Source organism: Pseudarthrobacter sp. CC4, assembly GCF_048957775.1.
Classification (GTDB): Bacteria; Actinomycetota; Actinomycetes; order Actinomycetales; family Micrococcaceae; genus Arthrobacter.
Window position 1 is genome coordinate 247,860 of record NZ_JARCCZ010000001.1, and the last position, 25,836, is coordinate 273,695.

Annotated in this window: 22 protein-coding genes; 14 read left to right on the forward strand and 8 right to left on the reverse strand. The window is 67.3% G+C overall.

What is annotated here, in order from left to right; translation table 11 throughout:
* Window positions 1-123: 123 nt before the first annotated feature.
* Complete coding sequence (locus PV768_RS01025) at window positions 124-1,281, forward strand: glycosyltransferase family 4 protein (RefSeq protein WP_321215674.1); 1,158 nt, start codon at window positions 124-126, stop codon at window positions 1,279-1,281.
* Window positions 1,278-2,657 (forward strand): UDP-glucose dehydrogenase family protein, encoded by a 1,380-nt coding sequence (locus PV768_RS01030; protein ID WP_370460395.1) that lies wholly within the window; start codon window positions 1,278-1,280, stop codon window positions 2,655-2,657. Before PV768_RS01025 ends, PV768_RS01030 begins: the two co-directional genes overlap by 4 nt.
* Here the strand turns inward: PV768_RS01030 and PV768_RS01035 are convergent.
* Entirely contained in the window at window positions 2,654-3,520 is an 867-nt protein-coding gene (locus tag PV768_RS01035; protein WP_157238789.1) for an HAD family hydrolase, read from the reverse strand. The genes PV768_RS01030 and PV768_RS01035 overlap by 4 nt on opposite strands.
* Window positions 3,521-3,685: 165 nt before the next feature.
* Here PV768_RS01035 and PV768_RS01040 point away from each other — a divergent pair, with 165 nt between their 5' ends.
* From PV768_RS01040 to PV768_RS01055, 4 genes are all read left to right on the forward strand, one after another.
* Window positions 3,686-3,955, forward strand: a complete 270-nt coding sequence (locus PV768_RS01040; protein WP_104997136.1) for a GlsB/YeaQ/YmgE family stress response membrane protein — start codon at window positions 3,686-3,688, stop codon at window positions 3,953-3,955.
* A 183-nt stretch (window positions 3,956-4,138) separates the two neighbouring features.
* Complete coding sequence (locus PV768_RS01045) at window positions 4,139-6,280, forward strand: putative bifunctional diguanylate cyclase/phosphodiesterase (RefSeq protein ID WP_421091989.1); 2,142 nt, start codon at window positions 4,139-4,141, stop codon at window positions 6,278-6,280.
* A 144-nt stretch (window positions 6,281-6,424) separates the two neighbouring features.
* Complete coding sequence (locus PV768_RS01050; RefSeq protein ID WP_421091990.1) at window positions 6,425-9,478, forward strand: response regulator; 3,054 nt, start codon at window positions 6,425-6,427, stop codon at window positions 9,476-9,478.
* Window positions 9,475-10,392 carry a GGDEF domain-containing response regulator gene (locus tag PV768_RS01055; RefSeq protein WP_321215669.1) on the forward strand — a complete coding sequence of 306 codons (918 nt, stop codon included), beginning with the start codon at window positions 9,475-9,477 and terminating at the stop codon, window positions 10,390-10,392. The genes PV768_RS01050 and PV768_RS01055 overlap by 4 nt, the downstream gene beginning before the upstream one ends.
* Here the strand turns inward: PV768_RS01055 and PV768_RS01060 are convergent.
* Window positions 10,389-10,829 carry a hypothetical protein gene (locus tag PV768_RS01060; protein ID WP_157238791.1) on the reverse strand — a complete coding sequence of 147 codons (441 nt, stop codon included), beginning with the start codon at window positions 10,827-10,829 and terminating at the stop codon, window positions 10,389-10,391. The two genes, PV768_RS01055 and PV768_RS01060, sit on opposite strands and share 4 nt — an antisense overlap.
* A gap of 209 nt (window positions 10,830-11,038) precedes the next feature.
* Between PV768_RS01060 and PV768_RS01065 the strand changes: the two genes are divergently transcribed.
* Both PV768_RS01065 and PV768_RS01070 read left to right on the forward strand, forming a co-directional pair.
* Window positions 11,039-11,590 carry a dihydrofolate reductase family protein gene (locus tag PV768_RS01065; protein ID WP_157238792.1) on the forward strand — a complete coding sequence of 184 codons (552 nt, stop codon included), beginning with the start codon at window positions 11,039-11,041 and terminating at the stop codon, window positions 11,588-11,590.
* Window positions 11,591-11,629: 39 nt separating this feature from the next.
* The gene (locus PV768_RS01070; RefSeq protein WP_421091991.1) at window positions 11,630-11,851 is read left to right on the forward strand and encodes a hypothetical protein; all 222 of its coding nucleotides are present in this window, start codon (window positions 11,630-11,632) and stop codon (window positions 11,849-11,851) included.
* Window positions 11,852-11,887: 36 nt separating this feature from the next.
* Here the strand turns inward: PV768_RS01070 and PV768_RS01075 are convergent, their stop codons facing one another.
* Window positions 11,888-14,854 (reverse strand): BTAD domain-containing putative transcriptional regulator, encoded by a 2,967-nt coding sequence (locus PV768_RS01075; RefSeq protein WP_421091992.1) that lies wholly within the window; start codon window positions 14,852-14,854, stop codon window positions 11,888-11,890.
* Between the two features lie 238 nt (window positions 14,855-15,092).
* Between PV768_RS01075 and PV768_RS01080 the strand changes: the two genes are divergently transcribed.
* Window positions 15,093-15,617, forward strand: coding sequence for a hypothetical protein (locus PV768_RS01080; protein ID WP_421091993.1), 525 nt, complete (start codon window positions 15,093-15,095; stop codon window positions 15,615-15,617).
* Window positions 15,618-15,620: 3 nt separating this feature from the next.
* On the opposite strand, the gene PV768_RS01085 is transcribed toward PV768_RS01080, so the two are convergent.
* The gene (locus tag PV768_RS01085) at window positions 15,621-17,033 is read right to left on the reverse strand and encodes a PLP-dependent aminotransferase family protein (protein ID WP_323056271.1); all 1,413 of its coding nucleotides are present in this window, start codon (window positions 17,031-17,033) and stop codon (window positions 15,621-15,623) included.
* Between PV768_RS01085 and PV768_RS01090 the strand changes: the two genes are divergently transcribed.
* Together PV768_RS01090 and PV768_RS01095 are read left to right on the forward strand one after the other, a co-directional pair.
* The gene (locus PV768_RS01090) at window positions 17,032-18,006 is read left to right on the forward strand and encodes a DMT family transporter (RefSeq protein WP_157238797.1); all 975 of its coding nucleotides are present in this window, start codon (window positions 17,032-17,034) and stop codon (window positions 18,004-18,006) included. The genes PV768_RS01085 and PV768_RS01090 overlap by 2 nt on opposite strands.
* Window positions 18,007-18,008: 2 nt before the next feature.
* On the forward strand, window positions 18,009-18,626 hold the full coding sequence (locus PV768_RS01095; RefSeq protein ID WP_421091994.1) for an FMN-binding negative transcriptional regulator: 618 nt from the start codon (window positions 18,009-18,011) through the stop codon (window positions 18,624-18,626).
* Between the two features lie 118 nt (window positions 18,627-18,744).
* On the opposite strand, the gene PV768_RS01100 is transcribed toward PV768_RS01095, so the two are convergent.
* On the reverse strand, window positions 18,745-19,563 hold the full coding sequence (locus PV768_RS01100; protein ID WP_323056274.1) for an SDR family NAD(P)-dependent oxidoreductase: 819 nt from the start codon (window positions 19,561-19,563) through the stop codon (window positions 18,745-18,747).
* Between the two features lie 147 nt (window positions 19,564-19,710).
* Between PV768_RS01100 and PV768_RS01105 the strand changes: the two genes are divergently transcribed.
* Both PV768_RS01105 and PV768_RS01110 read left to right on the forward strand, forming a co-directional pair.
* Window positions 19,711-20,097 carry a TfoX/Sxy family protein gene (locus PV768_RS01105; RefSeq protein ID WP_157238800.1) on the forward strand — a complete coding sequence of 129 codons (387 nt, stop codon included), beginning with the start codon at window positions 19,711-19,713 and terminating at the stop codon, window positions 20,095-20,097.
* Between the two features lie 115 nt (window positions 20,098-20,212).
* Window positions 20,213-21,802, forward strand: coding sequence for an alkaline phosphatase D family protein (locus PV768_RS01110; protein ID WP_421091995.1), 1,590 nt, complete (start codon window positions 20,213-20,215; stop codon window positions 21,800-21,802).
* Between the two features lie 92 nt (window positions 21,803-21,894).
* On the opposite strand, the gene PV768_RS01115 is transcribed toward PV768_RS01110, so the two are convergent.
* From PV768_RS01115 to PV768_RS01125, 3 genes are all read right to left on the reverse strand, one after another.
* The gene (locus PV768_RS01115; RefSeq protein ID WP_421091996.1) at window positions 21,895-22,632 is read right to left on the reverse strand and encodes a hypothetical protein; all 738 of its coding nucleotides are present in this window, start codon (window positions 22,630-22,632) and stop codon (window positions 21,895-21,897) included.
* A gap of 260 nt (window positions 22,633-22,892) precedes the next feature.
* On the reverse strand, window positions 22,893-24,296 hold the full coding sequence (locus tag PV768_RS01120) for a GntP family permease (RefSeq protein ID WP_421091997.1): 1,404 nt from the start codon (window positions 24,294-24,296) through the stop codon (window positions 22,893-22,895).
* Between the two features lie 41 nt (window positions 24,297-24,337).
* Window positions 24,338-24,883: a gluconokinase gene (locus PV768_RS01125; RefSeq protein WP_421091998.1), complete on the reverse strand. Its 546-nt coding sequence runs from the start codon at window positions 24,881-24,883 to the stop codon at window positions 24,338-24,340.
* Between the two features lie 190 nt (window positions 24,884-25,073).
* On the opposite strand from PV768_RS01125, the gene PV768_RS01130 reads away from it, so the two are divergent.
* Window positions 25,074-25,808 carry a FadR/GntR family transcriptional regulator gene (locus PV768_RS01130; protein WP_157238805.1) on the forward strand — a complete coding sequence of 245 codons (735 nt, stop codon included), beginning with the start codon at window positions 25,074-25,076 and terminating at the stop codon, window positions 25,806-25,808.
* The last annotated feature ends 28 nt before the right edge of the window (window positions 25,809-25,836 follow it).

The following is a 25,836-nucleotide window of genomic DNA, read 5'->3' on the forward strand; positions in this document are numbered from 1 at the left end:
GCATCAAAAGGGAAGCCTACTTAGTAATTTTTTCGAAACACGGCGGTTCCTGTTCACCCAGCCTTTTCCTGCGGGTAACGCTTTCTCCCCCGCCATTTCAAGCCCCCCGCCCATCGTGGAGGGGTGAGGATCGCAATTGTTGCTGAATCATTCCTGCCGCTGATGAACGGGGTCACCCATTCCATCCTGAGGGTGCTGGACCATCTCCAGGACCGGGGCGACGACGTCCTGGTCATCGCACCCTCTGCGCAGGACGCCCAAGCGCCGGACCACGTCAAGGGCGCAGAGATCCACCGGCTGCCGGCGGTTCCGCTGGCCGGCTACACAAACGTCCGGGTGGCGATGGGCGGTGTGTACCGGGTCAAGCGAATCCTTGCCGATTACGCACCGGACGTCGTCCACCTGGCTTCGCCGTTCATCCTGGGCTGGCGTGCCGTCCAGGCCGCCCACCAGCTGGGCATCCCCACCGTGGCGATCTACCAGACCGAGGTTCCCAGCTACGCGGGGAGGTACGGGGTTCCGTTCCTGGAAAACTGGGCGTGGAACCGGGTGGAGAACATCCATTTGCTCGCCTCCCGCACCCTGGTGCCGTCAACGTTCGCGCTGAACCAGTTGCGCGGCCGCGGCATTCCACGGGTGCGGATGTGGCGGCGCGGGGTGGACACTGCCAGGTTTTCACCGGAAAAGCGCGACGACGGGTGGCGGGCCGGGGTGGCTCCCGGCGGCAGGCGGATCATCGGCTACGTGGGCAGGCTCGCGATGGAGAAGCAGGTGGAGGACCTCGCTGCCCTGGCCGGCGTCCCCAACACCAGGCTGGTCATCGTGGGCGACGGACCGCAGCGTGCGGCGCTGGAGGAGGCCTTACCGGACGCGGTCTTCACCGGGTTCCTGGGCGGCGAAGAATTGGCACGCGCCGTGGCGTCCTTCGACCTCTTCGTCCACCCGGGTGAGTTCGAGACCTTCTGCCAGACCATCCAGGAGGCGATGGCATCGGGCGTGCCGGTGGTGGCCACCGGCCGCGGGGGCCCGCTGGACCTGGTGGAGAACTCGCGGACGGGCTGGCTCTACGAGCCCGGCGACCTGTCCGCCATGCGGAGCCAAGTTCTCGACCTGATGGGCGACGACGCCAAGCGCCGCGCGTTCGCCGCCGCGGCGCATGCCTCCGTGCAGGACAGGACCTGGCCTGCCCTCTGCGCCGAACTGGTGCGCCACTACGAAGACGCCATTGCCGGAGTCCCGGTTTCCCTGGGCTCTGGCAGCACTGAAGGAGCAGCATTGTGAAAATTTCCGTGATTGGCTGCGGTTACCTGGGCGCCGTGCATGCCGCCACCCTCGCTTCCATGGGCCACACCGTGGTGGGGATCGACGTCGATCCCGGCAAAGTGGAGCAGCTGGCGCGCGGTGCCGCCCCCTTCCACGAACCGGGCCTGGACGAACTGCTGCGGGACGGCCGGCAAACCGGCAGGCTCACCTTTTCCACCAGCGCCGCCGCTGCGAAGGACGCGCAAGTGCACTTCCTATGTGTGGGCACCCCGCAGGACAAAACGTCCGACGCCGCCGACCTCACCTTCCTGGTCTCCGCCACCGAAGCCCTGCTGCCGCACCTGGCGGCGGGCGCCGTCGTCGTCGGCAAATCCACCGTCCCCGTGGGCACGGTGCAGATGCTCCGCGGGGTGCTGGCCCCCCGGCCGGACGTGCTGCTCGCCTGGAACCCGGAATTCCTCCGGCAGGGAACCGCGGTGAAGGACTCGCTGGTGCCGGACCGGCTGGTGTACGGGGTCGACGGCGGGCGCGCAGCCGCCTTTCACAGCGGCACCGGCGCGCCGCTCGGGGAGACAGCGGTCCTGGACACCGTCTACGAACCGCTCCTCCGGGCAGGCATTCCCCGCCTGGTCTGCAACTTTGCCACTGCAGAGCTCATCAAGTCGGCCGCCAACGCCTACCTGGCCACCAAAATCAGCTTCATCAATGCCGTGTCCGAACTGTGCGACGCCTCGGGCGCGGACGTGGCGGAACTCAGCGAGGCGATGGGGATGGACCCGCGCATCGGCGGACGGTACCTGCATGCCGGACTCGGGTTTGGGGGCGGCTGCCTGCCCAAAGACATCCGCAGCTTCCGGGCGCAGGCCGCGGACCTGGGGGTCACGGCCGTGGACGACTGGATGCGCCTCGTTGATTCGGTCAACCTGGGCCAGCGCGAACGGACGGTCGGCCTGGCCGACGAACTCTGCGGCGGCAGCGTTGCCGGCCGCTCCATCACCGTGCTGGGCGCTTCCTTCAAACCGGACACCGACGACATCCGGGACTCCCCCGCCCTGGACGTGGCCGACCGGCTGGCCGCGGCCGGGGCGCACGTCACGGTCACGGATCCCAAGGCGGTGAACCACGCCTGGCGGCGCTACCCGCGCCTGCGGTTCGAGGCCGCCGCCGGGCGGGCGCTCGAAGGCGCCGAGTTGGTCCTGCTGCTCACGGAGTGGGATGAATACCGGCGGCTGTCCCCTGAGGCTGCGGGTGCGGCCGTACGACGGCGGGTGGTGCTGGACGCGCGCAACGTGCTGGACGCGGCGGAATGGCAGGCCCACGGCTGGGTGGTGCGCGGCCTGGGCACCAGGGGCGCCGACGTGCCGGCTGTGGAGAGGGCCCTGCCCCGGGTTTAGTCCAGCAGGCCCAGCTCGGCGAAGGCGAGGGCCACGCCGTTGCCGGCCGGGCCGGCCGTAAACCGGTCGGCAACGGCCAGCACGGCAGGGTGCCCGCCTTCCACGGCGATCCCCACCCCGGCGTATTCAAGCATTTCAATGTCGTTGGCGCTGTCGCCGATAGCCACGATGTCCGCCCGGTCAAGGCCCAGATGCTCCTCCACCACCTGGATGCCCACCGCCTTGTGGGTCCCGGCCATGAAGATCTCCCCGGCACGGTCCCCCAGGGCGGAGAGGGAGCTGGGGATGAGCCCCACCTGCGGACCGAGCAGGTCCACCAGCTTCTTCAGTGGCACGTCAGAATCGAAACAGGAGATCTTGGCGTAGGAGACGGCGCGGAGGTCGTCGCTGTACTGCATGGGTCCCAGGATGTCCTCAAGGGGATCCACATCGGTCCCGAGGACGCCGTCATGCTGCGGGCGGTCGGCAAAAATGGGCCCAAGCACCTCCCTCAGCCGCCGGTCCACGCCCGTGCGGCCGTGAAGGGATTCCGGGGCTTCGAGGATGTAGGCCACGTCATGGGCATCCAGGGCGTCAACGATGCGGCCGGCCAGGTCCTGGTCGAAGCGCGTGTCCTTGAGGACCTGGCCGTCCAGCTCCACCCTGGCGCCGGCGCCGGTGATGGTCCCGTCAAAACCGGCTTCAAGGATGTGGGCGGGGACCATGGCCAGCGGCCGGCCGGTGCACACAAAGACGAGGTGTCCCAGCCGGCGTGCGGTGCGGACTGCCTCCACATGGGCGTCCGGAGCGAGCCCATGGTCTGCGTAAGTGCCGTCGATATCGAGGAACACGGCACGCGGCCGGACGGTCTGCTGGCTGCACATGCGGGAACTCCTTGGTGGATGGCGGGGTCACCCAATCCTATCGATACGGGAAAACTGACAGTCATCCCGTGACAATCAAACCCTTGCAGAGCAGTAAGCACACTGATTGAATTATGGAACCGGAAATGGGGGCCCGGCACAACTTACCGATTAAGGAGTGGCAACATGGGTATTCTCGGATTTCTCATTTTGGGCCTGATCGCCGGCGCCATCGCAAAGGCCATCTTGCCTGGCCGCCAAGGCGGAGGCTGGGTGGTCACCCTGGTCCTCGGCGTTGTCGGCGCCCTTTTGGGCGGCTGGATCGGCTCGCTGATTTTCGGCGGCGGACTGGCTGAATTCTTCGACCTCCGCACCTGGCTGCTGGCAATTCTTGGTTCAGTCATCGTGCTCCTGGTTTACGGTGCGGTTGCCAACCGCAGCGGCCGCCGGGTGTAGCAACCCCACATATTCCTCAACAAGAAAATAGCGCCGCCCCTCCGAGGGGGCGGCGCTATTTGCGTTCCCGGGGAACCCGGCAACCGGGCCGCACACAGGGCGCCGGCCGGCCTGTAACCGATTCCTGCTGTTCCGCCACCAATTCAGCATCCGCGCTTTATGATGTGCGAGGGGGGTGGCGCAATGACTGATGACTGGAGCCACAGAAAAAATCCGGCAGCACTGATGTTCGGCACGGTCCTGGACGCCAGCCCGGACGCTCTCCTGGCCATTGCGGCCGACGGCAGCATCACTATGGCCAACGCCGCCGCCGGGAGGATGTTCGGGTACGCCAGCGGGGACCTGGCCGGGCGGGACCACCGGACGCTCCTGGCCGAGGGCTTCCGCGGCGAGGTGGCGCAGCTTCTCGCCAGGCTCCTTGCCGGGCCCCGGGAGCACCTCCCGCCGCGCGAAATCTACGGCGTGCGCAGGGATGGAACGGAGTTCCCCGCTGAAGCAGCGGGTTCCCTGGTGCCGGGATCCGACGACGTCGTTCCCGCCGTGCCGCTACTGCTGCTGTCCGTCCGGGGTACTTCCCACCGCCAGGACGCGGATGCGGACCTGCGGGAGGCGATGTCCCTGCTGACCGCCACGCTGGAGTCAACCGCGGACGGCATCCTGGTGATGAGCTCCGCCGGCCACGTGGCCGGTTTCAACGACCAGTTCCTCTCCATGTGGGGTATCCCGCCGGAGCTTATGGCGGGCGACAGCGAGGAACCGGTGATGGAGCTGGTCATGGCCCAGATCGCGGATCCGGTTGCCTTCACTGCCCGGCTCGCAGAGCTGGCGGACAGCCCTTCGGCGGAGAGCCATGATGTGGTGGACCTGACGGACGGCCGGACCTTCGAACGGTATTCGCGGCCCCAGCGGGTGGGCAATGACGTGGTCGGCCGGGTGTGGAGCTTCCGGGATGTGACGCCGCGGCGGAAGGCCCAGGAGCAGGCTCATCAGGCCATGGTGGATCTGGCGGCCCAGGCCGAGAAACTGCGCACGATGGCGTTCCAGGACCCCCTCACGGGACTGGCCAACAGGGCGGTGTTCAATGATGCACTGGCCGGTTCCGTGGAGGAGCCCCGGCTGAAGACAGTGGACGTCCTGCTCCTGGACCTGGACGACTTCAAGGAAGTCAATGACATCCTGGGGCACCAGGCCGGCGATGAGATGCTCATCGAGGTGTCCCGCAGGCTCCGCGGCTGCGCCCCGACTGCCGACGTCGTAGCCCGGCTGGGCGGTGACGAATTCGTGGTCCTCCTGACAGCCTGCCCGGACGCCGATGCCATTGCCGAATGCATTGTCCGGTGCCTGAACGTCCCGGTCACCATCCAGGGCACGGTCCTGCGGCCCAGTCTCAGCCTGGGGCTCGCCTCAATGGCCCGGGACAATGTGGGCGCCTCCGAGCTCCTGCGCCAGGCCGACATCGCCATGTACGCGGCGAAAGCCGCAGGCAAGAACCGATTCCTGCGCTTCCACCCGGACATGATGACGGCCCTGGTGCAAAGGACCTACATGGAGGGCGGGCTGCAGCTCGCCGTAGCCCGGAGCGAGATCTCGGTGGATTTCCAGCCCATCGTTTCCCACCGCAGGGACCAGGTGGTCACGTTTGAGGCGCTGGCGAGGTGGGACTGCGACGGCACCCGCGTCCCGCCGTCGGTCTTCATCCCGCTGGCGGAACGCACGGGACTGATCAACGAGATCGGTGCCGAAGTGATGGCACGGGGCATGGCGGAGCTGGCACCCTGGCTGAGCCGGGACCCGTCCCGGTCGCTCGCCGTGAACGTCTCCGGCGTCCAGCTCCAGGACCCGGATTTCGCGCAGACGGTCCTGGGGCTCGCGGAGGCCAAGGGCGTTGCCGCCTACCAGCTCGTCCTGGAGGTCACCGAGAGCGTGTTCTTCGACGCTGACTGCACCCTGATCAAACAGCTCAGCACCCTGCGGGACGCGGGCGCAAGGGTTGCCCTGGACGACTTCGGCACCGGCTATTCCTCGCTGGGCAGGCTTCAGGACCTGCCGGTGGACACTGTGAAGATCGACAGGACGTTCGTGTCCATGGTGCACACCGGCAATGAGCGGCTTCCCATCCTCAGCTCCATGATCAACATGGCCCACAGCCTTGGCCTGACTGTCACCGCGGAAGGTGTGGAAACGGCAGCGCAGGCGGACTACCTCACGGCACTGGAATGCGACACGCTCCAGGGGTACCTGTTCTCGCTGCCGCAGCCCGGCCCGCGGCTGGAGCAGGCGCTGCAGCACGCGGAGGAAGCCCTCAATGCCCTCAAGGGGCGGTAGCGCCGCCCCGGACAGGGGCGCCTTCCGCCCTGAGGGGATAGCATGGGAGGGCGTCTCCCGCCCAGGTCTCGGGCGGGCTCCGGTCACGGTTTTTTCAGGGGCAAAGGCCTTCGGAGTACGGGCGCACACAGGGGGAGGTTCCGCGTGTCTCAGACTGGTCTCCCGCAGCGGCGGTCCGCCGGCGGCAGCAGCATGGCGCCGCTAAAATGGCCGGCGCTGTGCACGGCCGCAGCCCTGGCTGCGCTCGGGCTGTTCCTTGCCGTGAACAGCGGATCTCCGGCCGCCCTCGTGACCGGTGACTTCCTGATCCTCGCAGCTTCCCTGCTTGCCGGAGCAAGCTGCACCCGCGCCGCGCTGCGCGGGGGCGTCAATGCCAGGGCCTGGACCTTCATGGCTGTCGCGGCCTTTTTGTGGGCCGCCGGGATGGCCCTCTACGCCTTCTACGGCCTCGCGAACAACCACGTATATCCGTTCCCCTCCCTGGCGGATGCCCTATTCATCGGTTACTCGGTGCCCGCAGTCGCGGCCCTTTTTGCCTTCAGGAGGCGCAGCGGCAACCACACGGTGGCGCAGTACCGGGCGGTCATGGACGCTGCGGTGATTGCCGGTTCCGTCCTGGTGGTCAGCTGGTACATGGTGCTTGGGCAGGCCTTCGAGGCCGAGGGCGATCCGCTGGCGCGGCTCACCGGGATGGCCTACCCCGTGGCGGACCTGGTGATTACGTCCCTGGTGCTGGTCCTTGCCATGCGGCGCCAGCCGGGCGAGCGGCGGCCGTGGCTGTTCCTGGGGAGCGGCCTGCTGGTACTGGCCGTGACGGACAGCATCTACGTGCGGATGACGTTCGACGGCGTTACCGGCACCACCGGGTCGCCCCTCGCCCTGGGATGGATCATCGCCTTCCTCCTGGTTGCCCTTGCCCCGCTGGCACCGTACGAGGAAAGCGCGGGGACGGACCGGACTGGCTACACCCTCGCCCTGGAGTTGCTGCCGTACGTCCCGCTCCTCATGGCGGTGGTGCTGTTCGCGGAGCCCCACATGGACGAACTCGAGCCGTTCCTGCTGGTGGTGGGCGCTGCCGTGCTGGTGTTTGTCCTGGTCCGGCAGGTGCTGATCATTTTTGAGAACATCACCCTCACCACGCGGCTGGAGGACGAGGTGGCCGTCCGCACAAAGGAGCTCGAAGCGGCCCGGGAGGCAGCGATGGAGTCCAGCCGCCTGAAGTCGGAGTTCCTGGCCACCATGAGCCATGAAATCCGTACCCCCATGAACGGCGTGGTGGGCCTGACAGCCCTGTTGCTGGAGACCCGGCTGGACCAGACCCAGAAGCAGTACGCGGAAGGCGTCAAGAGCGCGGGTGAGGCATTGCTGGCCCTGATCAACGACATCCTCGATTTCTCCAAGCTGGAGGCCGGCAAGGTTGACCTGGAGTCGCGTCCCTTTGATCCGCGCACGTTGGTGGAGGAGGTGGCCGGGCTCCTGGCGGAACCGGCACAGGCCAAGAGCCTGGAGCTGATCGCCTACTGCGAGCCGGACGTCCCGGTACGGCTGGTGGGTGACTCCGGCCGGATCCGTCAGGTCCTCCTTAATCTTGCCTCCAACGCGGTGAAATTCACGGCGTCGGGCGAGGTGTCCATCAGAGTCACAACGGAGAACCCCGGAGCGGCACCCGGAAGCACCGCCATGGCGTGCTTCGAAGTGCGTGACACCGGCATCGGGATCCACCCTTCCCAGCACCGCAGGCTTTTCCAGTCGTTCTCCCAGGCCGATGCCTCCACCACCCGGAGATACGGCGGTACCGGGCTGGGCCTTGCCATCTGCCGCCGCCTGGCCGATGCGATGGATGGCGAAATTGCCGTGGAGAGCGCCCCGGGGAAGGGCAGCACCTTCCGGTTCCGGCTGCCCTTGCCAGTGGCGCCGCCGTCCACGGACCCGGTTCCGGCGGCCGGCTTCCTGAGCGGCCTTCGGGTTTTGGTGGTGGATGACAACGCCACCAACAGGCTGGTCCTCGAATCCCAGTTGCGCGGCTGGCTGCTGCAACCGGAAGTATTCCCCGATGCGGCCTCAGCCTTGGTGCGTGCCCGCGAGGCGCACACCGCCGGGAACCCGTTCCACCTGGCGGTCCTGGACTTGTGCATGCCGGGCATGGACGGGCTGGCGCTGGCGCGGCGCCTGAAGGCCGAACCCGGACTGGCGGACATCGAATTGATTGTGCTCACGTCCACCATGCAGGTCAACGCGGCCGAGATCACGGATGCCGGGGTGCGCGAATGGCTCATGAAGCCGGTCCGGAGCTCCGAGTTCTACAACCGGCTGGTCCGGCTCATGTCCACGCACGAGCCTTCCGTTCCGGCCGCCGGTTCAGCACAGCCGGCGCCGGTGGCGGACGGGCCGTCGAAGGGACGCATCCTGGTGGTGGAGGACAACGAGGTGAACCAGCTAGTGGCCCGCGCAACGGTCAGCGGGCTCGGCTATGCCGTGGACGTGGTGTCCAACGGCGCCGAGGCCCTCAGCGCCACGGCGGATTCCAGGTACTCGGCCGTGCTGATGGACTGCCACATGCCGGTGATGGACGGTTTCGAGGCAACGCGGCAGATCCGCGGCAGGGCGGGCACCCATACCCGCCTGCCGATCATTGCCATGACGGCGGGGGCGCTGGACGGCGACCGGGAACGCTGCCTGGCAGCCGGCATGGACGACTACCTCGCCAAGCCCGTTGATGCCGCCGCGCTGGAAGCCACGCTGGCACGCTGGGTTCCGGAACCCGAGCCCCGGCCGGTCCCCCAACCTGCCCCGCACCCGCTTGCCGTCACCGGGGTCCGGGCTCCTGCCGCCCCCGAAGCCACTCCGGTCCTGGACCAGGACAGGCTTGCCATCCTGCGGGACCTGGGGCCCGGCGACGGCCTGGGCCTGCTGCCCGAGGCGGCGGCCGCGTTCAGGCGGGCGGTCCCCGGACGCCTCGCGGCTCTGAACGCAGCAGTAACCGACGGCGACGGGCCCGCACTTGCCAGTGCGGCTCACGCGCTGAAGGGGGCGGCTGCCAATATCGGGGCGGCACAAGTAGCAGGGACCTGTGCAGAACTCGAACGGATAGGTCGCAGCGGAAGGGACGGAGACGGCCCGGTACTGGTCCGCCGTCTCGAGGCGGAACTGCGGCTGCTGGACGCAGGACTGGACGCGGCGTTGAAGGCGGCAACGTGAAGGTGCTGGTGGCTGACGACGATCCGGGATCGCTGATGGTGGCCAGGGCCGCCGTCGAGCGTTCCGGGCATGACTGCCTGGCAGCCGCCGACGGCGACCAGGCCTGGGCCCTGTACCTGGAGCACCAACCCGATGTGGTGGTAACGGACAGGGTGATGCCTGGAATGGACGGGTTGGCCTTGTGCCGGGCCATCCGGGAGCGCGAGGAGGACCTTTACACCTACGTCGTCCTGCTGACGTCGCAGGGGTCCCGCGAGGACATCCTGGCCGGGCTCAAGGCCGGGGCAGACGATTACGTCACCAAGCCGTTGGACCCTTTTGTGCTGCAGGCCCGGCTGCTGGTGGCGCTGCGCGTCACCACCCTCCATGCGGACCTGGCGCATTACCGCAGGGTCCTTGCCCGGCAGGCGCGCACAGATCCGCTGACAGGCCTGCACAACCGGCTGAAGCTCTCGGAGGATCTGGAACAGCTCCACCAGTGGAGCGTTCGGTACGGGGAAAGGTACAGCCTGGCCATGTGCGATGTGGACAACTTCAAGACCTATAACGACCTGTACGGCCACCCTGCAGGAGACCAGGCCCTGCGGGCGGTGGCGGAAGCGCTGCTCGGCTCCGTTCGCAAGAGCGACGGCGTGTACCGCTTCGGCGGGGAGGAGTTCCTGCTGGTCCTGCCCAAGCAGTCGGTATCCGGCGCGAAGGCACTCATGGAGCGGGCACTGGATGCTGTTCGGAACCTGGCGATCGAGCACGCCGGCGATCCGTCCGGCCAACTGCGGCTCAGTGCGGGGATCTCCGCGTTCACGGCAGAGCACCGGGTGGATGCGGTTACCCTCCTGGGCGAGGCCGATGCGGCCCTGTATGCGGCCAAAGCCCGGGGGCGTAACCGGGTGGAACTGGCCCGGCAGTCCGGCTAGGCAGCTTTCTTGGAGCCAGGCTTCTGCTGGACCGGCTTCTGCTGTATTGGGCGCTGCTGTCCCGGCTGGTCCTGAACCGGCTGGTCCTGAACCGGCACGGGCTGGGCGGCAGATCCTTCTTCGGCTGGAACATCCGGCTCCGATGCCGGCGCAGCTTCAATGGCGCCCGATGCTTCAGCTGCGCCCGATGCTTCAGTTGTGCGGTTGCGCCGCCAGCGCCGGACCAGGTCGACGGCGGCCGCTGCGCCGGCGAGAGGGGTGAGCACCGCAGCCATGTAGACAAACAGCATCCAGGTGAGCGTTGTCAGCGGCGGCTGGTTGTTGTTCAGGAGGGACAGCCCGCCCAAGAGTCCCACGGCCCAGAAGAGCAGGACGGCAGTAAGGACTGCACCGGCCGGGAAATACTGGTTGGTCACGATTTTTTTCAGGGTTTCCATGCACTTCCTCCTGCCTGGCCGGGGGCGCGGCAACGGCCGCTCACCACAAGTATGGGGCCCGGAATCGGCGAAACCGCGCAAGACGCCGCGGCGAGTGACGAACGTAACTGGAGCGGCCGGCGTCGTGCATTCCAGCAGGGATCTTCCGCGTGGCGGGAGGGCGCACTAGCGTGGTGCCTGTCCACTCGAAAGCCACTCTGGAGGTCCCCATGCGCAAAGTCACTGCCGGCTTGTTCCACTCAGTGGACGGGGTGGTCTCCGATCCGTACAAGTTCCAGTTCGACAGCTTCGACGACGAGCTGGGAGCCGGCCTGACCACCATGATGGAAACAGTGGACACGGTGGTGCTGGGCCGGGTCAGCTACCAGGAGTGGGCCGCCTACTGGCCAAACGCGTCCGTGGACGAGGACTTCGCCGCGTTCATCAACCCGGTGGAGAAGTTCGTGGCGTCCCGGACGCTGGCGGCGCCGCTGGAATGGCAGAACTCGCAGCTGATGGACGCGCCGCTGGAGGAGTTCGTGGCGGGGTTGAAGGAGCGCGACGGCGGCGAGATAGCCGTGTGCGGCAGCATTTCGGTGACCCGTCAGCTGCTGTTCGCCGGGCTGCTGGACTCGCTGACCCTCATGACCCACCCGGTGATCGCGGGAACCGGCCGGCGCCTGTTCCAGGACGGCGACCCCGCCACCCGGCTGGTACTGCAGGACGCGTCCCGGACCAGCAAAGGCAACGTGATCAGCACCTACGGGCGGCTCGGGGCGTAGGCCCTACTATCCGCACCGGGACTGTGAAAGGGTTTGAATATGGATGAAGAAGCCAACAATCCTGATGACGAGGTAGTCCCCGGTACCGGCGTCAACGACCACGCCTGGGAACGGGAGCACCGGCATCCCACCCCTGAACAGGCCCGGTCCATCGGCTACCGGCGCAGGGATGCCGAAGCGAAACTTGAGCAGCACCAGCAGGAGGCCCGGGAGAAGGCGGCACACGCGGAGGAAGAGGGCACCGCGGACACGAAGGACTGACCGACTGGACACGGACCAACGGGTGACGACCATAAGTCAGGACCACGGGGCCGGGTCCACGGCGCTCTCCGGGGTGGATGGATGCCGGTCCGCTGGGTGGGCAGCGCCCGGCGGCAATTCGGGGTGGCGTGCGCCCTGCAGCACCTCATTGACCGCCTGCCTTAGCGTGAGGTTTCTTCCGCCTTCCCATGCCAGGCCGAAACGGATCGGGCCGGCTTCCGCCCGGACCCGCGCGGTGATGGCTGTCACCAGTTTCTCTTCCTCCCCACCCAGGGGGCGTACGTGGTCCCTTCGATAAGCGTCCGCGGCTGCAAGCAACCTGGTGGCGAGTTCCAGGCGGTTCTGCGCGGCGTACAGTCCAGCCAAAGATTCAAGAAACGCAACGAGGTTCCCGTGGGCGCCGAGTTCCAGCGATGCGTTGACAGCTTCGAGCAGCAGCCGTTCCGCGTCGTCGTAGTCGCCTGCCTGTTCCTTGCACTCCGCAAGGTTGATCAGCACCACACCGAGCAGCGATCTGTCACCGAGCGGGCGGCCCAGCTCCACGCATTGCCGGGATAGCTCCAGTGCCCGCGCCTGCTCATCCGCGTAGAACGCCAAGCGGGAGAGCAGAATCAGTGCGGACACGCGGGTAAGGTGGCTGGCAGATGGAGACGACAGGGCTTCTGCTGCAAGACGCTCTGCGGCGACCCTGTCTCCAAGGTTTGCCGCCTGAACTGCAAGGCACATAGTTGTCCAGGCGACGGCGGATGCGTTTGCGGTGTCACGGAACGCGTTCAGCGCCAAGCCATGAAGGGTGGCCGCCTTGGCATATCGGCCCAGCGCCCAACTCAAGGTAGCGGCCCCGCTAAGTGCAGGCCCTCGAAGCTCTGGTGGAGCATCCGGTGCCGCCTCCATCAGTGCCACGGCAGTCCGCTGCTGTTCGGCAAAGTCTCCGGTGAGCTCCCAGTAGTGCCAGAGCTGGCCCACCAGGCGAAGGGCCAGTTCTGTTGAACCTTGTGGTGCTGCCGCCCACAGCAGTGCCGCACGGAGGTCAAGCGCTTCGGAGTGCAGCGTCCGGAAAGCGTCCACCTGGTCTTGGCCCCACAACCGCGGGCTTACGGCCTCGGCCAAGTCAACATAGTGCTCGGCGTGCCGGCGGCGCACCTCGGGTTCTGTGGGAAGCAGTGCCAGCCGGTCGCGGGCAAACTCGCGAATGGACTGCAGCAGGGACACACGCCGCCTACCTGCCTGGTCGGTGTAGCGCCGCAACAGGCTGTGGTCCGCGAGCGCGGACAGCAGTTCCTGCGTGGATGGCGCATCGGAGGGGACGGGGCCGCGCACAGCGTCGATCGCTGCCACGGTGGGATCGTTGGCGAAAACCCCGAGTTGGCACAAAAGCACGCGTTCCGCATCCGCCAGTAATTGATAACTCCACTCCATCGTGGCCGTGAGGGTCCGCTGCCGGTGCGGAAGGTCCTGGAAACTGGCCGGCAAGGCAGCCAGGCTGACCTCCAGGTCGGCGAGGAGATCGTGCTCGCTGAGCTGCCGCAGTTGGGCCGCCGCCAGTTCGATGGCCAAGGGCAGGCCGTCCAGCCGGTGGCACAGGCGTGTTAAGACCAGTGCGTTTCCGGGGTCCACGGTGAAATGCGGGCGGACGGCCCTGCCCCGGCTCAGGAGCAGCTTCATTGCGGGTACCTCCCGCAACTGCGCCGGCGGCAGGGGCGGGTCGAGGGGCGGCAGTTCAAGCGGCTCAAGCTCAAACTCGTGCTCGGGACGCAACCCTAGCCGCCTCCGGCTGGTGGTAAGGATCCGGAGTTCGGGAGCTGCGGTGAGCAGGTCCAGCACCACCGGCCATGCGCCTTCCAGATGCTCGAAGTTGTCCAGGACCAGGAGCAGGGTTCGGGCTTGGAGAAACCGGGATGCGATTTTCAACGGGTCTTCGCCGGCTGGAGCCTCCAGTCCGAGTGCCGCCGTGATGGCACCCGGAACCTGCTCAGCCTGGGTGAGCGGGGACAGGTTGACCCAGCCCGCGCCGTCAGCCATGTGCTCGCCCAGGCGGCTGGCAGCCGCCATGGCGAGGCGGGTCTTCCCTGCCCCGCCCGCCCCCGTGACGGTGACAAGCCGGCACCCCTCGGAGCGGTAGAGCGAGCAAACCTCCCCCAGTTCAGCATCCCGGCCCACCAGGGGGGTGAGTGCGGCAGGCAGGTTGTCGAGGCGCTGCCTGGTGCGGCGGTTTTCGTTGGCGGTGGGCGGCGCAAGGGAGGCATCCTGCCGCAGCACCTGGGATTCGAGCTCCTGCAGGCGCACGCCGGGATCAATGCCCAGCTCCGCCGCAAAGGTTTTCCGCGCCGTCCGGCATGCGGCCAGGGCGTCTGCCTGCCGGTCGGAGCGGTACAAGGCGAGCACCAGCGACGCCCACAGGCGTTCCCGGAACGGATACTGCGATACCAGCCGCTGGAGCTCCCCCACGACGTTGGCATGGCGGCCCAGGGCCAGTTCGACGTCGAAGAGGTCCTGGCACGTGTCCAGCCGGGCCGCCTCCACCTCTTCCAGGTCCGGGACCAGCAGCTCAATGTCGGCCAGGTCAGGAAACGCAGGGCACACGAACAGGTCCAGGGCCTGGCGCAGGCGGACCGCGCCGCCGGCAAGTTGTCCCGCTCCCACCTCATGCTCGCCGGCGGCAAGGTGCGCGCGGAACTGCAGCAGGTCGAGTTCGTCGTCGGCAACAGCCAGGAGGTAGCCGCCGGGCCTGCTGGCCAGGCGGCGCGAGGCAACCCCCTTGGGGCGGTTAGGCTCCAGCAAATTCCTCAGGTTCGCCACGTAGACCTGGAGTTGCGGTCCGGGATGCGCCGGCGGATGGCCTTCCCACACAGCTTCAGCCAAAAAGTCAGCTGCTACTACCGAGTTTGCGCGCAGTGCCAGGCATTCGAGGACAATCCGCAGGTTGCGGCTGCTGACGGGAACCTGGACGCCGTCGGCAATCACCTGCAACGGACCCAGGGCCCTGATCCACAAAGCGCTCATCGGCAAGCCCCCTACTGACCGGCCACGGAAGCGGGACACGCCCGATCCTGTGGACACCTCGACCAGCGGCCCCTAGCGCCCGCCATGCCACATGATGTGCCCCCTGGGGAACTGCATCAACCCCATCATGCTCCCGGGCACGCGGAGGGTCCATAGCTTGCGCCGTGATTAAGGCTCCCTTAAGCGCCCGGAGTCAGCCTGTACTTGCACGATCCGGTACACCTGAAAGGAAAATACAATGAAAACCAGCAGCATCACTCGAGGCCTCGCCCCAGCCGCATTGGCCACAGCTGCCCTTGTTGCACCGGCCCAGCCGGCGTTGGCAGCCGAACCCGACATCCTCCCGGCGGGTGTGGGCTGTGCGGACTTCAACCTCGGAATATCATCGACGGGAGGCAAGCTTCAAACGCGGGAGTTTGTTGACCGGAACGGCAATGTCGTCCGGATTATCACCGCAGGCAAGGGCGTCCTGCTCACCTACACCAACTACGGAAGTGACCCGGACAATCCAGAGGCGGGCGAGTCCATCACCTTCAGAACAGATGGATCCGTGTCAAATACTGTGGTCAACCCCGACGGTTCCCGAACCGTCACAGCCACTGGGCATAACGGCATCGTCATGTTCCCCACGGACATCCCAGCCGGCCCCTCCACCACCCAATACCTCGGAAGGGTCGTTTACACCATCAGCACCGAGGGTGTTTGGACCCTGGTCAGTTCATCCGGGACTGCCACTGACGTCTGCGCGGCACTGGCCGGCTGACTGCTAGGCCAGGTTCAGCTCCAGCATCCGGCCAATGATCCGGGCGCCTTCCGGGAAGGCGCCCGGATTCGTGCCGGAGTAGTTGAGCCGGACGAAAGGACCCGCAGGCTCAGCCGGGAACCACTCGTCGCCAGGGGCAATGATGACCCCTGCGGCTTCGCAGTCCCGGGTCAGGCGCGCCAGGTCCGTCCCGTCCGGAAGCCGCAACCACAGGTGAAGCCCGCCTCTCGGCACCTGCTCAAGGTGCGCCTGGGGGATGTGCTCCCGCACGCTGGTGACCAGCAGGTCCCTGCGGGATTCAAGCTGGTGGCGCAGGCTGCGCAGGTGCGTCTGCCACCCTGGCTGCGTGACGACGTCGAGCGCTGCGGCCTGCAGCAGTCCGCTGACGTACATCGATTCGGCGGCACGGTCCGCAAGGATGCGCTCCCGTGCCGGCCCGCGGGCAATAAGGGCCGCCACCCGAATGGAAGTGGACACGCTCTTGGTCAGCGAGCGCAGGTAGACGACGTGCCCGGAATCGTCGCGGGAAGCCACAGGCACGGGGCTGGAGGTGATGCCGAAGTCGTGTGCCCAGTCGTCCTCCACCAAGAACGCGCCCTTCGCGCGGACCACGTCCAGGACCTCGTCGCGCCGTTCCGGAGTCCACTGCGCGCCGGTGGGATTTGAATAGTTGGGCTGTGCGTAGAAAACCCGGGCGCCAGACTCGTCAAAGGCGCGGGCAAGCTCCCCGGCGTCCGGCCCTTCCGGGCCGCTGGGCACCGGGACGACGCGGACGCCCGCCTGCGCGGCCGCGAGGATGGCGCCCCAGTAGGACGGCGACTCCATCAGCAACGGCTGCCCCCTGCCCACCAGCGCGCTGAAGACGGAGCTCAGCCCGCTCTGGCTCCCGGGGAGTACGACGACGTCGCTTGGGTTCGGCGGCGAAATTCCGGCCGGCGTCGACGCGCCGAGCTCGTGGGCGAACCACGACTGCAGCTCCGGCAGGCCGGCCGCGGGCGGCCTGGACAGTGCCGCGTCACCGCGGGAGGCACGCGTAAGGGCTGCCCGCACCAGCCGCTCGGGGAGGAGCTCGCGGGCAGGATAGCCGGAGTGGAAGGCGATGGCCCCGAGCGGCACGTCCCGCATGGTGGAGGAGGCCGGCGGCAGCGCCACCAGCGGCGAGCGGAGCGCCGCCGTCTGCCAGCCGTAGTCGGACGGGCGCGCCATCCGGGCAGCCCGCACGAACGTCCCCACACCGGGGCGGCTCTCAATGAGGCCCTGCGCCGCGAGGGTCTGCAGGGCCTTCTGAACGGTGACCGGGCTGGCCTGGTACTCGGCCACCAGGGAACGGGTGGACGGCAGTTTCGCTCCCGGCGCGGCTGCGGACAGCCAGGATTTCAGGTGCGCCGCTATCCGCGAACTGCTATCGTTGTTCATGAAAGACAATAGTAGCGCTACTCATTCTTCCGGCACAGCGATACTGAGCCCGCAGCCATCCGGACTGCTGCTCGGCCTGGTTGGCGTGGCAGCCTTTTCGTTCACCGTACCGTTCACGAAGGTTGCCGTTGCCGGCCTGTCCCCGCTGTTCATAGGCTCCGGCCGGGCCGTGGTGGCGGGAGTCCTGGCCGCGTCCGCCCTGGCACTTAGCCGGCAACTGCTCCCCCGCGGGACGCAGTGGGCGCGCCTGGCGGTGGTTGCGGCCGGCGTCGTGATCGGCTTCCCGCTACTGACCTCCTTTGCCCTGACCAGCACCCCGGCAGGCCACGGCGCCGTGGTCATCGCCCTCCTCCCTGCAGCAACGGCCACGGCCGCCGTTATCCGCGGGCGGGAACGCCCGCCGCTTGCTTTCTGGCTGGTCAGCGGCCTCGGCGCCTTCGCGGTCATCGCCTTCGCGTCCCTGCAGTCCGCCGGCCTGGGTGTCCTGCACTGGACGGACCTGTTGCTCCTCGGCTCGGTGGTGGCTGCGGCTGTGGGCTACGCAGAGGGCGGCCTGCTGGCCCGCGAACTGGGATCCTGGCAGACCATTTCCTGGGCGCTGGTCCTCGCTTTGCCGCTGATGCTGGCCCTGGCCGCCGTCTCCGCCATCCAGCAGCCGCCGTCCGCAACCCCGGCGCAGTGGGCCGCCTTCGCGTACCTCGCCGTGGTGAGCATGTTCCTGGGCTTCTTCGCCTGGTACCGGGGCCTGGCCATCGGCCCCATCGCCCGCGTCAGCCAGATCCAGCTCATCCAGCCCGTGCTCACCATCTGCTGGGCGGCGCTCCTGCTGGGCGAAGCCCTGACATGGTCCACGGTCCTCGGCGGGCTGGCGGTCATCCTGTGCGCCGGGGCCGCCGTCCGGGTGCGGCTCAGGCCCGCGGCGGCCCACATTGCCGCCCTCCCCGGCCCCGTCCTCCAGCCAGCAAAGGATTAGCCATGTACGTTCCAGCCCACTTTGCCGCGGTCCCCGACGCCGTCCAGGACCTCCTCACCCGCCCGGGAGCAGCGAACCTCATCACCATGACCCCGCACGGCCTCATCGCCACGCTCCTGCCCTTCGTTTACGATCCCGACGCCGGCGAGCACGGCGCGCTGCAGGGGCACGTTGCGCGGAACAACACGCAGTGGTCCCAACCCGCCGTCGGGGACGCGCTGGCCATCATCCAGGGTGCGGACGCCTACGTTTCCCCGTCCTGGTACGCGTCCAAGGCCGAGCACGGACGCGTTGTGCCCACCTGGAACTACACCACGGCGCACGTGTACGGACGGCTGGTGATCCACGACGACCCTGCATGGCTGGACCGGCAGGTCCGGCGCCTCACCGGTGTGCACGAGGCCGGCTTTGACCACCCGTGGAGCGTGGATGACGCGCCTGGCCGGTACATCGCCGGGCAGCTGCGGGCCATCGTGGGAGTCGAACTGGTCATCACCCGGATCGAGGCCAAGGCCAAGCTGAGCCAGAACCGGCCCGAAGCGGACGTGGACGGCGTAGTGGCGGGGCTTACTGCCCGAGGCCAGTCAGAGGCCGCGGCGGATGTAGAGCGCGCCCGCTGACGCAAATGCGTGACTTTTGGGCGCTGCAAGGAGCCAAAGCCCCGAAAGCACGCGGGCTCCGCCTACGGGAAACCCAAAAGTCACGCATTTCCGGCCCAGCCGGGCGGCCGTGGGCCTCTCAGGCAGCCACGAGCTCCTCGCTCTGCTCCCACAGGCCGCGCGCCAGTTCGGCGTCGTAGGCCTGGGGATTGGCCTTGGCCAGGGCGCGCTTGTAGTAGTACGCACCGGAGATCCAGTCCTTGCCCGCGGTGCCGTTGACCAGCCAGAGCAGGGTGTCTGCGCCCTGGTCCGGCGTGAGCATGAAGCGGTTCAGCAGCGTCTTGTAGGCGTGCCGGAACGGGCTGCTGGACTCGGCCGCGAAGTTGGTGCGGACCACGCCCGGGTGGAATGCCGCCGTCGTGATTCCCTGCTCGCCGAAGCGGCGGTGCAGCTCGGAGGTGAAGAGGATGTTGGCGAGCTTGCCGGTGCCGTAGGCGCGGTTGGTGGAGTAGCCGTGCTCGGCCGTGAGGTCGAACAGGTCCAGCTTCCCGAAGTTGTTGGCGCCGCTGGAGGTGTTGATGACTTTGGCGTTGCTGGCAACCAGGGTGTCCATCAGCAGCGTGGTGAGCAGGAACGGCGCCAGGTGGTTGACCTGGAACGTGGATTCGTTGCCGTCCACGGTGAGGGTGCGCTTGCCCATGATGCCGCCGGCGTTGTTGGCCAGGACGTCGATGCGCGGGTAGTCGGACTTCAGCTGGGCGGCGAGGGTGCGGACCTGAGCGAGCTCCGCGAAGTCACTGACAAAGTAGTCGGTGTCCAGTTCCTTGGCCATGGCGCGGGTCTTCTCCGCGGAACGGCCGACGACGACCACCTGCTCCCCTGCCTTGGCCAGCGTCCGGGCGGCTGCTGCGCCGATGCCGTCGCTGGCGCCGGTGATCACGATGGTGCGAGGAGTCAAGGGGTGTCCTTTGGTTGGGGAAGTCGGGGCGCCCTGGCTGGGCATGTTGCCTACCGGCACAACGACGGCGGCACGGCAGGTGTTCCCCGGCGCGGACAAGAGGGCATATCCTGCACAGACCAGCCAGCTGAACCCGGGGGGAAAGCCATGGAGATGCCCAAAGCGTCAGACGCGGACAAGGAGCGCTTCCGGTCCCTGGTGCCGGACGGCCCCGGCGTGGTGGTGAAGCCGATGTTCGGCAACCTCGGTGCGTTCGTCAACGGCAACATGTTCGCCGGGTTGTTCGGCTCCACCGTCGGGATCAAGCTCTCGCCGGAGGACAGGCAGCAGCTCGAAGGCGGGGAGCGGACCGTCCCCTTCGGCCCGGCGGAGCGGCCCATGGGCGGCTACACGGGATTGCCGGAGGTCTGGAACGAGGAAGGCGACGGCGACGACGCCCGTGCCAGGGCGTGGATCCACAAGGCCTTCGAGTACGTGGCGGGGCTGCCGCCGAAGGAGCCGAAGGCCGCGAAGTCCCGGGCGGCAGGTACGTAGCTAGTGGGCGGGTTCGAGGGGCCCGCACCAGGCAAGACAGTTTTTGTCACGCAGTTAACCAGTCATTCATGCCGCCCTCAGCACCCGTCCAACCGGCCTCCCTACGGTCGGACCCATGGACAACATCTCACGCAGATCCCTCATTTCCGCCGGCCTCGGGGCCGGCCTCGTCGCCGCCCTGCCGGGTGCCGCAGTCGCCGTTTCAACAGCGGACGACGCCGGCCTCCGCACCGATCCGTTCATGCTGGGCATTGCCTCCGGCGAGCCGTGGCCGGACGGCTTCGTGATCTGGACCCGCCTGGCATTGGACCCCCTGGCCGAGGACGGCCTGGGCGGCATGCCCTCCCGCCAGGTCCCGGTGGCCTGGGAGGTGGCCGAGGACGAGGGCATGCGCACTGTGGTAGCCCGCGGCGTCGAACAGGCCGGAATCGAAACCGCCCACTCGGTGCACGTGGAACTGAAGGGCCTCAAGCCGGGCCGCGAATACTTCTACCGGTTCCGCAGCGGCCGCCACATCAGCGCAACCGGCCGAACCCTGACCGCCCCGGCGCTGCACGAGACGCCTGCCGCCCTGGCCATGGCGTTTGCCAGCTGCTCCCAGTACGAGCACGGCTACTTCACCGCCTACACGCGCCTCGCCGAGGACCACCCGGACCTGGTGCTGCACCTGGGCGACTACCTGTACGAGTACAAGAAGGGCAGCTACGTGATCGGCGGCGGCAATCCGCGCGACCACCAGGGCCCCGAGACTGTGAGCCTCGCCGGCTACCGGCAGCGGCACGCCCAGTACAAGTCCGACGCCGACCTGCAGGCGGCGCACGCGATCGCGCCGTGGCTTGTGGTGTGGGATGACCACGAGGTGGACAACAACTGGGCGGACGAGGTCCCCGAGAACCGCGACCCCAACCAGATGAACGACACCACGGAGCGTTTCCGGCAGCGGCGGGCCGCCGCGTTCCAGGCGTATTACGAGAACATGCCGCTGCGGGCCTCGTCCGTGCCGGCCGGGTTCGACATGAAGATCTACCGCACCATCCAGTGGGGCCAGCTCGCCAATTTCCACATGATGGACACCCGGCAGTACCGTGACGACCAGCTCGCCGGCGACGGCTGGAAGAAGAACGTGGCCGAGCGCCTGGCCGAGAACCGCACCATCACCGGTGCCGAGCAGGAGACATGGCTGCTGGACGGCTTCCGGAACTCCACCCAGCGCTGGGACATCCTGGGCCAGCAGGTCTTCTTCGCCGAGCGTGACCGCGCCCAGGCGCCGGAGATCGACGACGTCTCGATGGACGGCTGGGACGGGTACGCCGCATCCCGCCGCCGCATCACCCAAGGCTGGGTGGACGCCAACGTGCGCAACGCCGTCGTACTCACCGGCGACGTGCACCGCAACTGGGCCAACGACCTCAAGGTGGACTACAAGGACCCGGCTTCGCCCGTGGTGGGCTCGGAACTGGTGTGCACATCCATCACCTCCACCGGCAATGGCACCGGCTCCACCACGGAACCCACCATGGCGTGGAACCCGCACCTGAAGTTCTTCAACGACAACCGCGGCTACGTGAACACCAGGATCACCAAGGACGCCATGACGGCGGACTTCCGGACGCTGGACTATGTCACGACGCCGGGCGCCCCCGTTTCGACGAAGGCCTCGTTCGCGATCCAGGACGGCATGCCCGGGCTGCAGGCGCGCGGTTAGGCTCGAAAACCGGTTCCAGCGGAAGGTCCGGCCGGCACACCGGCCGGCACACCGGCCGGACCTTCCGGTGCCGGGCGTTCCGCTGCCGGAGGCTACGGGGCGACGACTTTCACGAGTTCTGACCGGCTTCCAGACTGCAGGTCCTCGGTGAGGACCAGCGCAGCGACCTCCGGGCAGTAGTACTTGTGCTCCCGGGCATTCTTTTCAAGGGGCGACCAGTCGTAAACCTTGACGCAGCCGGTGTAGGTCCGGGCCTTCGTGGAGACGGTCTCGCCGGTGGCCGCCGTGTCCCGCATATCTTCGGCATAGCCCGCGTAGAATTCCTGCCGGTAGGAATCCCCCACGCGCTGCTCGGCTTTCATCCAGATCCCCGCTTGTGCCCCGTCTTTCCCGTGGAGAAAGCTGCCGGAGTGGTTGATCAGAATCCCGTTCCAGAAGTTGTTCACGTCCTCGCCGAAATACCACACGTCGCCGTTTTTGTGCTGCGCCAGATAATCCCGGGTTTCCTCCACGAGCTGCCCGTTCTTGAATTCCTTGTCCAGGTAAATGACGGTCTCAACGCCCTCGATGGTCTTGGTCTCCTGCAGGATTTCGATTTCGATCGTCTCGGTGACCTTCCCCTGCTCAACGGTTTCATAGGTCAATTTCTTGCCCACCGGAAGGGCAAAGTATTTGTTCGTGATCTTGGTGCTGAAATCTGCGGGGTTGACCTGGGGGGTGTACTCGGCGGCCCTGCTCTTCCTGGTGCTTTCAGTGACGAAAAGTGCCACTCCTGCCGCTACGAGCAGCACGACGAGGACGGCCAGGAAAATCTTGGTTGGTTGATTCATGACCTTTCCCACTCCTTCTGAGTAGAAATTCCTATTGGGGGTCCGAGCACCTTTGCTTGCCCATGGCCATAGGAGAAAGTTAGTGCAGTCCGTCGCCAACCTGAACCCCTTCGGCTACCCCTTACCAAGCAGGGTGAATCATCGAAAGCTGGGTATCTCCGGCACGCACTTAAAAAGCAAGTAGCGCCAGGTGTCGTTTTGGGGTTTCAAAACGACACTTGGCGCTACTTAGTTGGGGAGGGGCGCCATAGTTCGGCAGGCTAACCCGCCAGGCCTGCCACCAGGAAGATCACTGCGGCGATGGCGAAGCCCATCACGCCGATGAGGGTTTCCATGACGGTCCAGGTCTTCAGGGTGGTCTTGACGTCCATGCCGAAGAAGCGGCCCACCAGCCAGAACCCGGAGTCGTTGACGTGGGAGACCACCACGGAACCGGCGGCCACGGCAATCACCAGGGCGGCAACCTGCATCCCGTTCAGCCCCGCCAGGGCAACAGCGGGGGCGATCAGGCCGGCGGTGGTGGTCAGCGCCACGGTGGCCGAACCCTGGGCGATGCGCAGGATGGCGGAGATCAGGAAGCCTGCGAGGATGAGCGGGATGCCCAGGTCGCCCAGGACGTCGGCCAGTGCCTGGCCAATGCCGGAGGTGCGCAGGACGCCGCCGAACATGCCGCCGGCGCCGGTGATCAGGATGACGGAGCAGACCGGGCCCAGGGATGATTCGAGCAGCTTCTCGAGCGCGCCCGCGTCCTTGCCCCGCCTGGCGCCGAGCACGAACATGGCCACCAGCACGGCGATCAGCAGTGCCACCGGAGTTTCGCCGAGGGTGCGCAGGACCTGGTACCACTGCTCCTTCTTGACGCCTTCGGCGAGTACACCGGAGGTAGCCAGGGTGTTCAGCCCGGTGTTCATGAAGATCAGGAGCAGCGGCAGGAGCAGCAGGCCCACGATGGTGCGGAAGCGCGGCGGGTGCGACTCGGCTTCGGCGGTGGCGTGGCCCAGGATTTCCGGCACGGGCAGGACCAGCTTCTTGCCGGTGTAGAGGCCGTACAGGTAGGCGGTGACGTACCAGGTGGGGATGGCGACGATGAGGCCGGCGATGGTCACCAGGCCGATGTTGGCGTCGAAGAAGGCCGCTGCGGACACCGGGCCCGGGTGCGGCGGCAGGAAGATGTGCATCACGGAAAATGCGCCGGCGGCGGGCAGGCCGTAGCGGAGCACTCCCCCGCCCAGGCGGTGGGCCACCGCGAAGACCACGGGCAGCATGACAACCAGGCCGGCGTCGAAGAAGATGGGGAAGCCGAAGATCAGCGAGGCCAGGCCCAGGGCGAACGGGGCGCGCTTTTCGCCGAAGACGCCGATGAGGTAGTCGGCCAGCACCTTGGCGCCGCCGCTGGTTTCGACGATGCGGCCGAGCATCGCGCCCAGGCCCACCAGGAGTGCCACCGTGCCGAGCGTGGTGCCGAAGCCGTTGATCAGCACCGGGACCACCTGGCTGGCGGGGATGCCGGTGGCGAAGGCAGTGGCGAGGCTGATCAGGATCAGCGCGACCAGGGCGTGCATGCGCAGCCTGATGATCAGGAACAGCAGGACGAGGATCGCTGCGGCGGCGATGAGCAGCAGCGGCCCTGCGCCCAGTGTTTGGGTCCATCCTTCGATGGTCATGGTTCTCCTTTGAAGCAGGATTTGTTGGGGGTCAGGGGTGGTCAGGACGCGCTGGGCGCCTGGCCGGAGGAAAGGTGAAGGGCCTGCACGACGGCGGCGACCAGCTGCCCGGGTGACTGCGCGATGTCCAGGCGGAGGCTGCCGGCGTCGAGCTCTTCCTGGCTGAGCGCCTCGAGGGTGGCCAGCTGGCTCGGCAGCAGGGCGGGCGGCATGAAGTGGCCCTCCCGGCCCTGCATGCGCCGGCTGATCAGGTCCGCGCCGCCGTCGAGGTGGAGGAAGATGACGCGTCCCTCCGCTTCGGACAGGAGCTGGCGGTAGCTTTTCTTCAGGGCGGAGCAGGTGATGACCGTGCTGCAGCCGGCCTGGGCCTGGGCGCTCATCCAGGCCTGGATTTCCCGGAGCCACGGCCAGCGGTCCTCGTCCTGCAGCGGGATGCCCTGGGTCATCTTGGCGATGTTCGCGTCCGGGTGGAACTCGTCCGCTTCGGCGCAGGCCCACCCCAGCCGTCCGGACAGGGCCGCCGCCAGGGTGGTTTTGCCGGACCCGGCGACGCCCATCACCACAAGATGCGTGGGGGGATTCTGCATGTTCATACCTCCGGAGAAGACGTCTTTGGCTTTCGAAGAAGCTCGCTGCGTGCCCGTCGTTACGTGGGCTACGCCATAAGGTATCACCTTTGAGGCTAATAAATACTATCTTTGCGTGTCACAGGTCATACCTTACTGTTTTTGTTCGCTATTCTGGAGGTGCGCTCCGGCGCGGAGAGAGGCGGAAAATATGTCGACGGCGACAGGTGCGGGCGCGGATGATGCGCACGACGGCGGGGCCTCCCCCGCAATGCACGAGCGCGTTTTGGAGGCGGTCGGCGTCGCCATCGCCTCCGCAAAGCTGGCCCCGGGCAGCAGGCTCACCCTGGAAGGCCTACAGCAGGAGTACGGAATTTCCCGCACCGTTGCGCGGGACACCATGAAGGTGTTGGAGTCGATGAACCTGGTCTATTCGCGGCGGCGGGTTGGCATCGTGGTGCAGGAGCGCCGGTGCTGGAACGTCTTCGACCCCAAGCTGGTGCGCTGGCGGCTTGCCTCGGACCGGCGCGACGTCCAGTACAGCAGCCTCACGGAGCTGCGCATCGCCGTCGAGCCCATTGCCGCCGCAGGCGCCGCCCGCCGTGCCAGCGCCGCGGAACGGGCACAGCTTGTTGCCCTTGCGGCGGAGCTGCGGCGGCTGGGTGAGGCCGGCGACCTCCAGGGGTTCCTGGCGGCCGATATCGAGTTCCACCAGCTGCTGCTGCGAAGCTGCGGAAACGAGATGTTCCAGGCACTCGAGGGCATGGTGGCGGAAGTGCTCACCAGCCGGACGCAGCAGGGGCTGATGCCGTTCAAGCCCCGGAACGAGGCGCTGCAGGCGCATGAGGACGTGGCTGCAGCCGTGGCGGCCGGGGACACGGCGGTGGCGGAATCAGCAATGCACCACATCCTGGACGAGGTCCGGAACGCGATGGGGCTGCACTAGCGCCCCGGCGCCTCATCAAAGCCCTTCC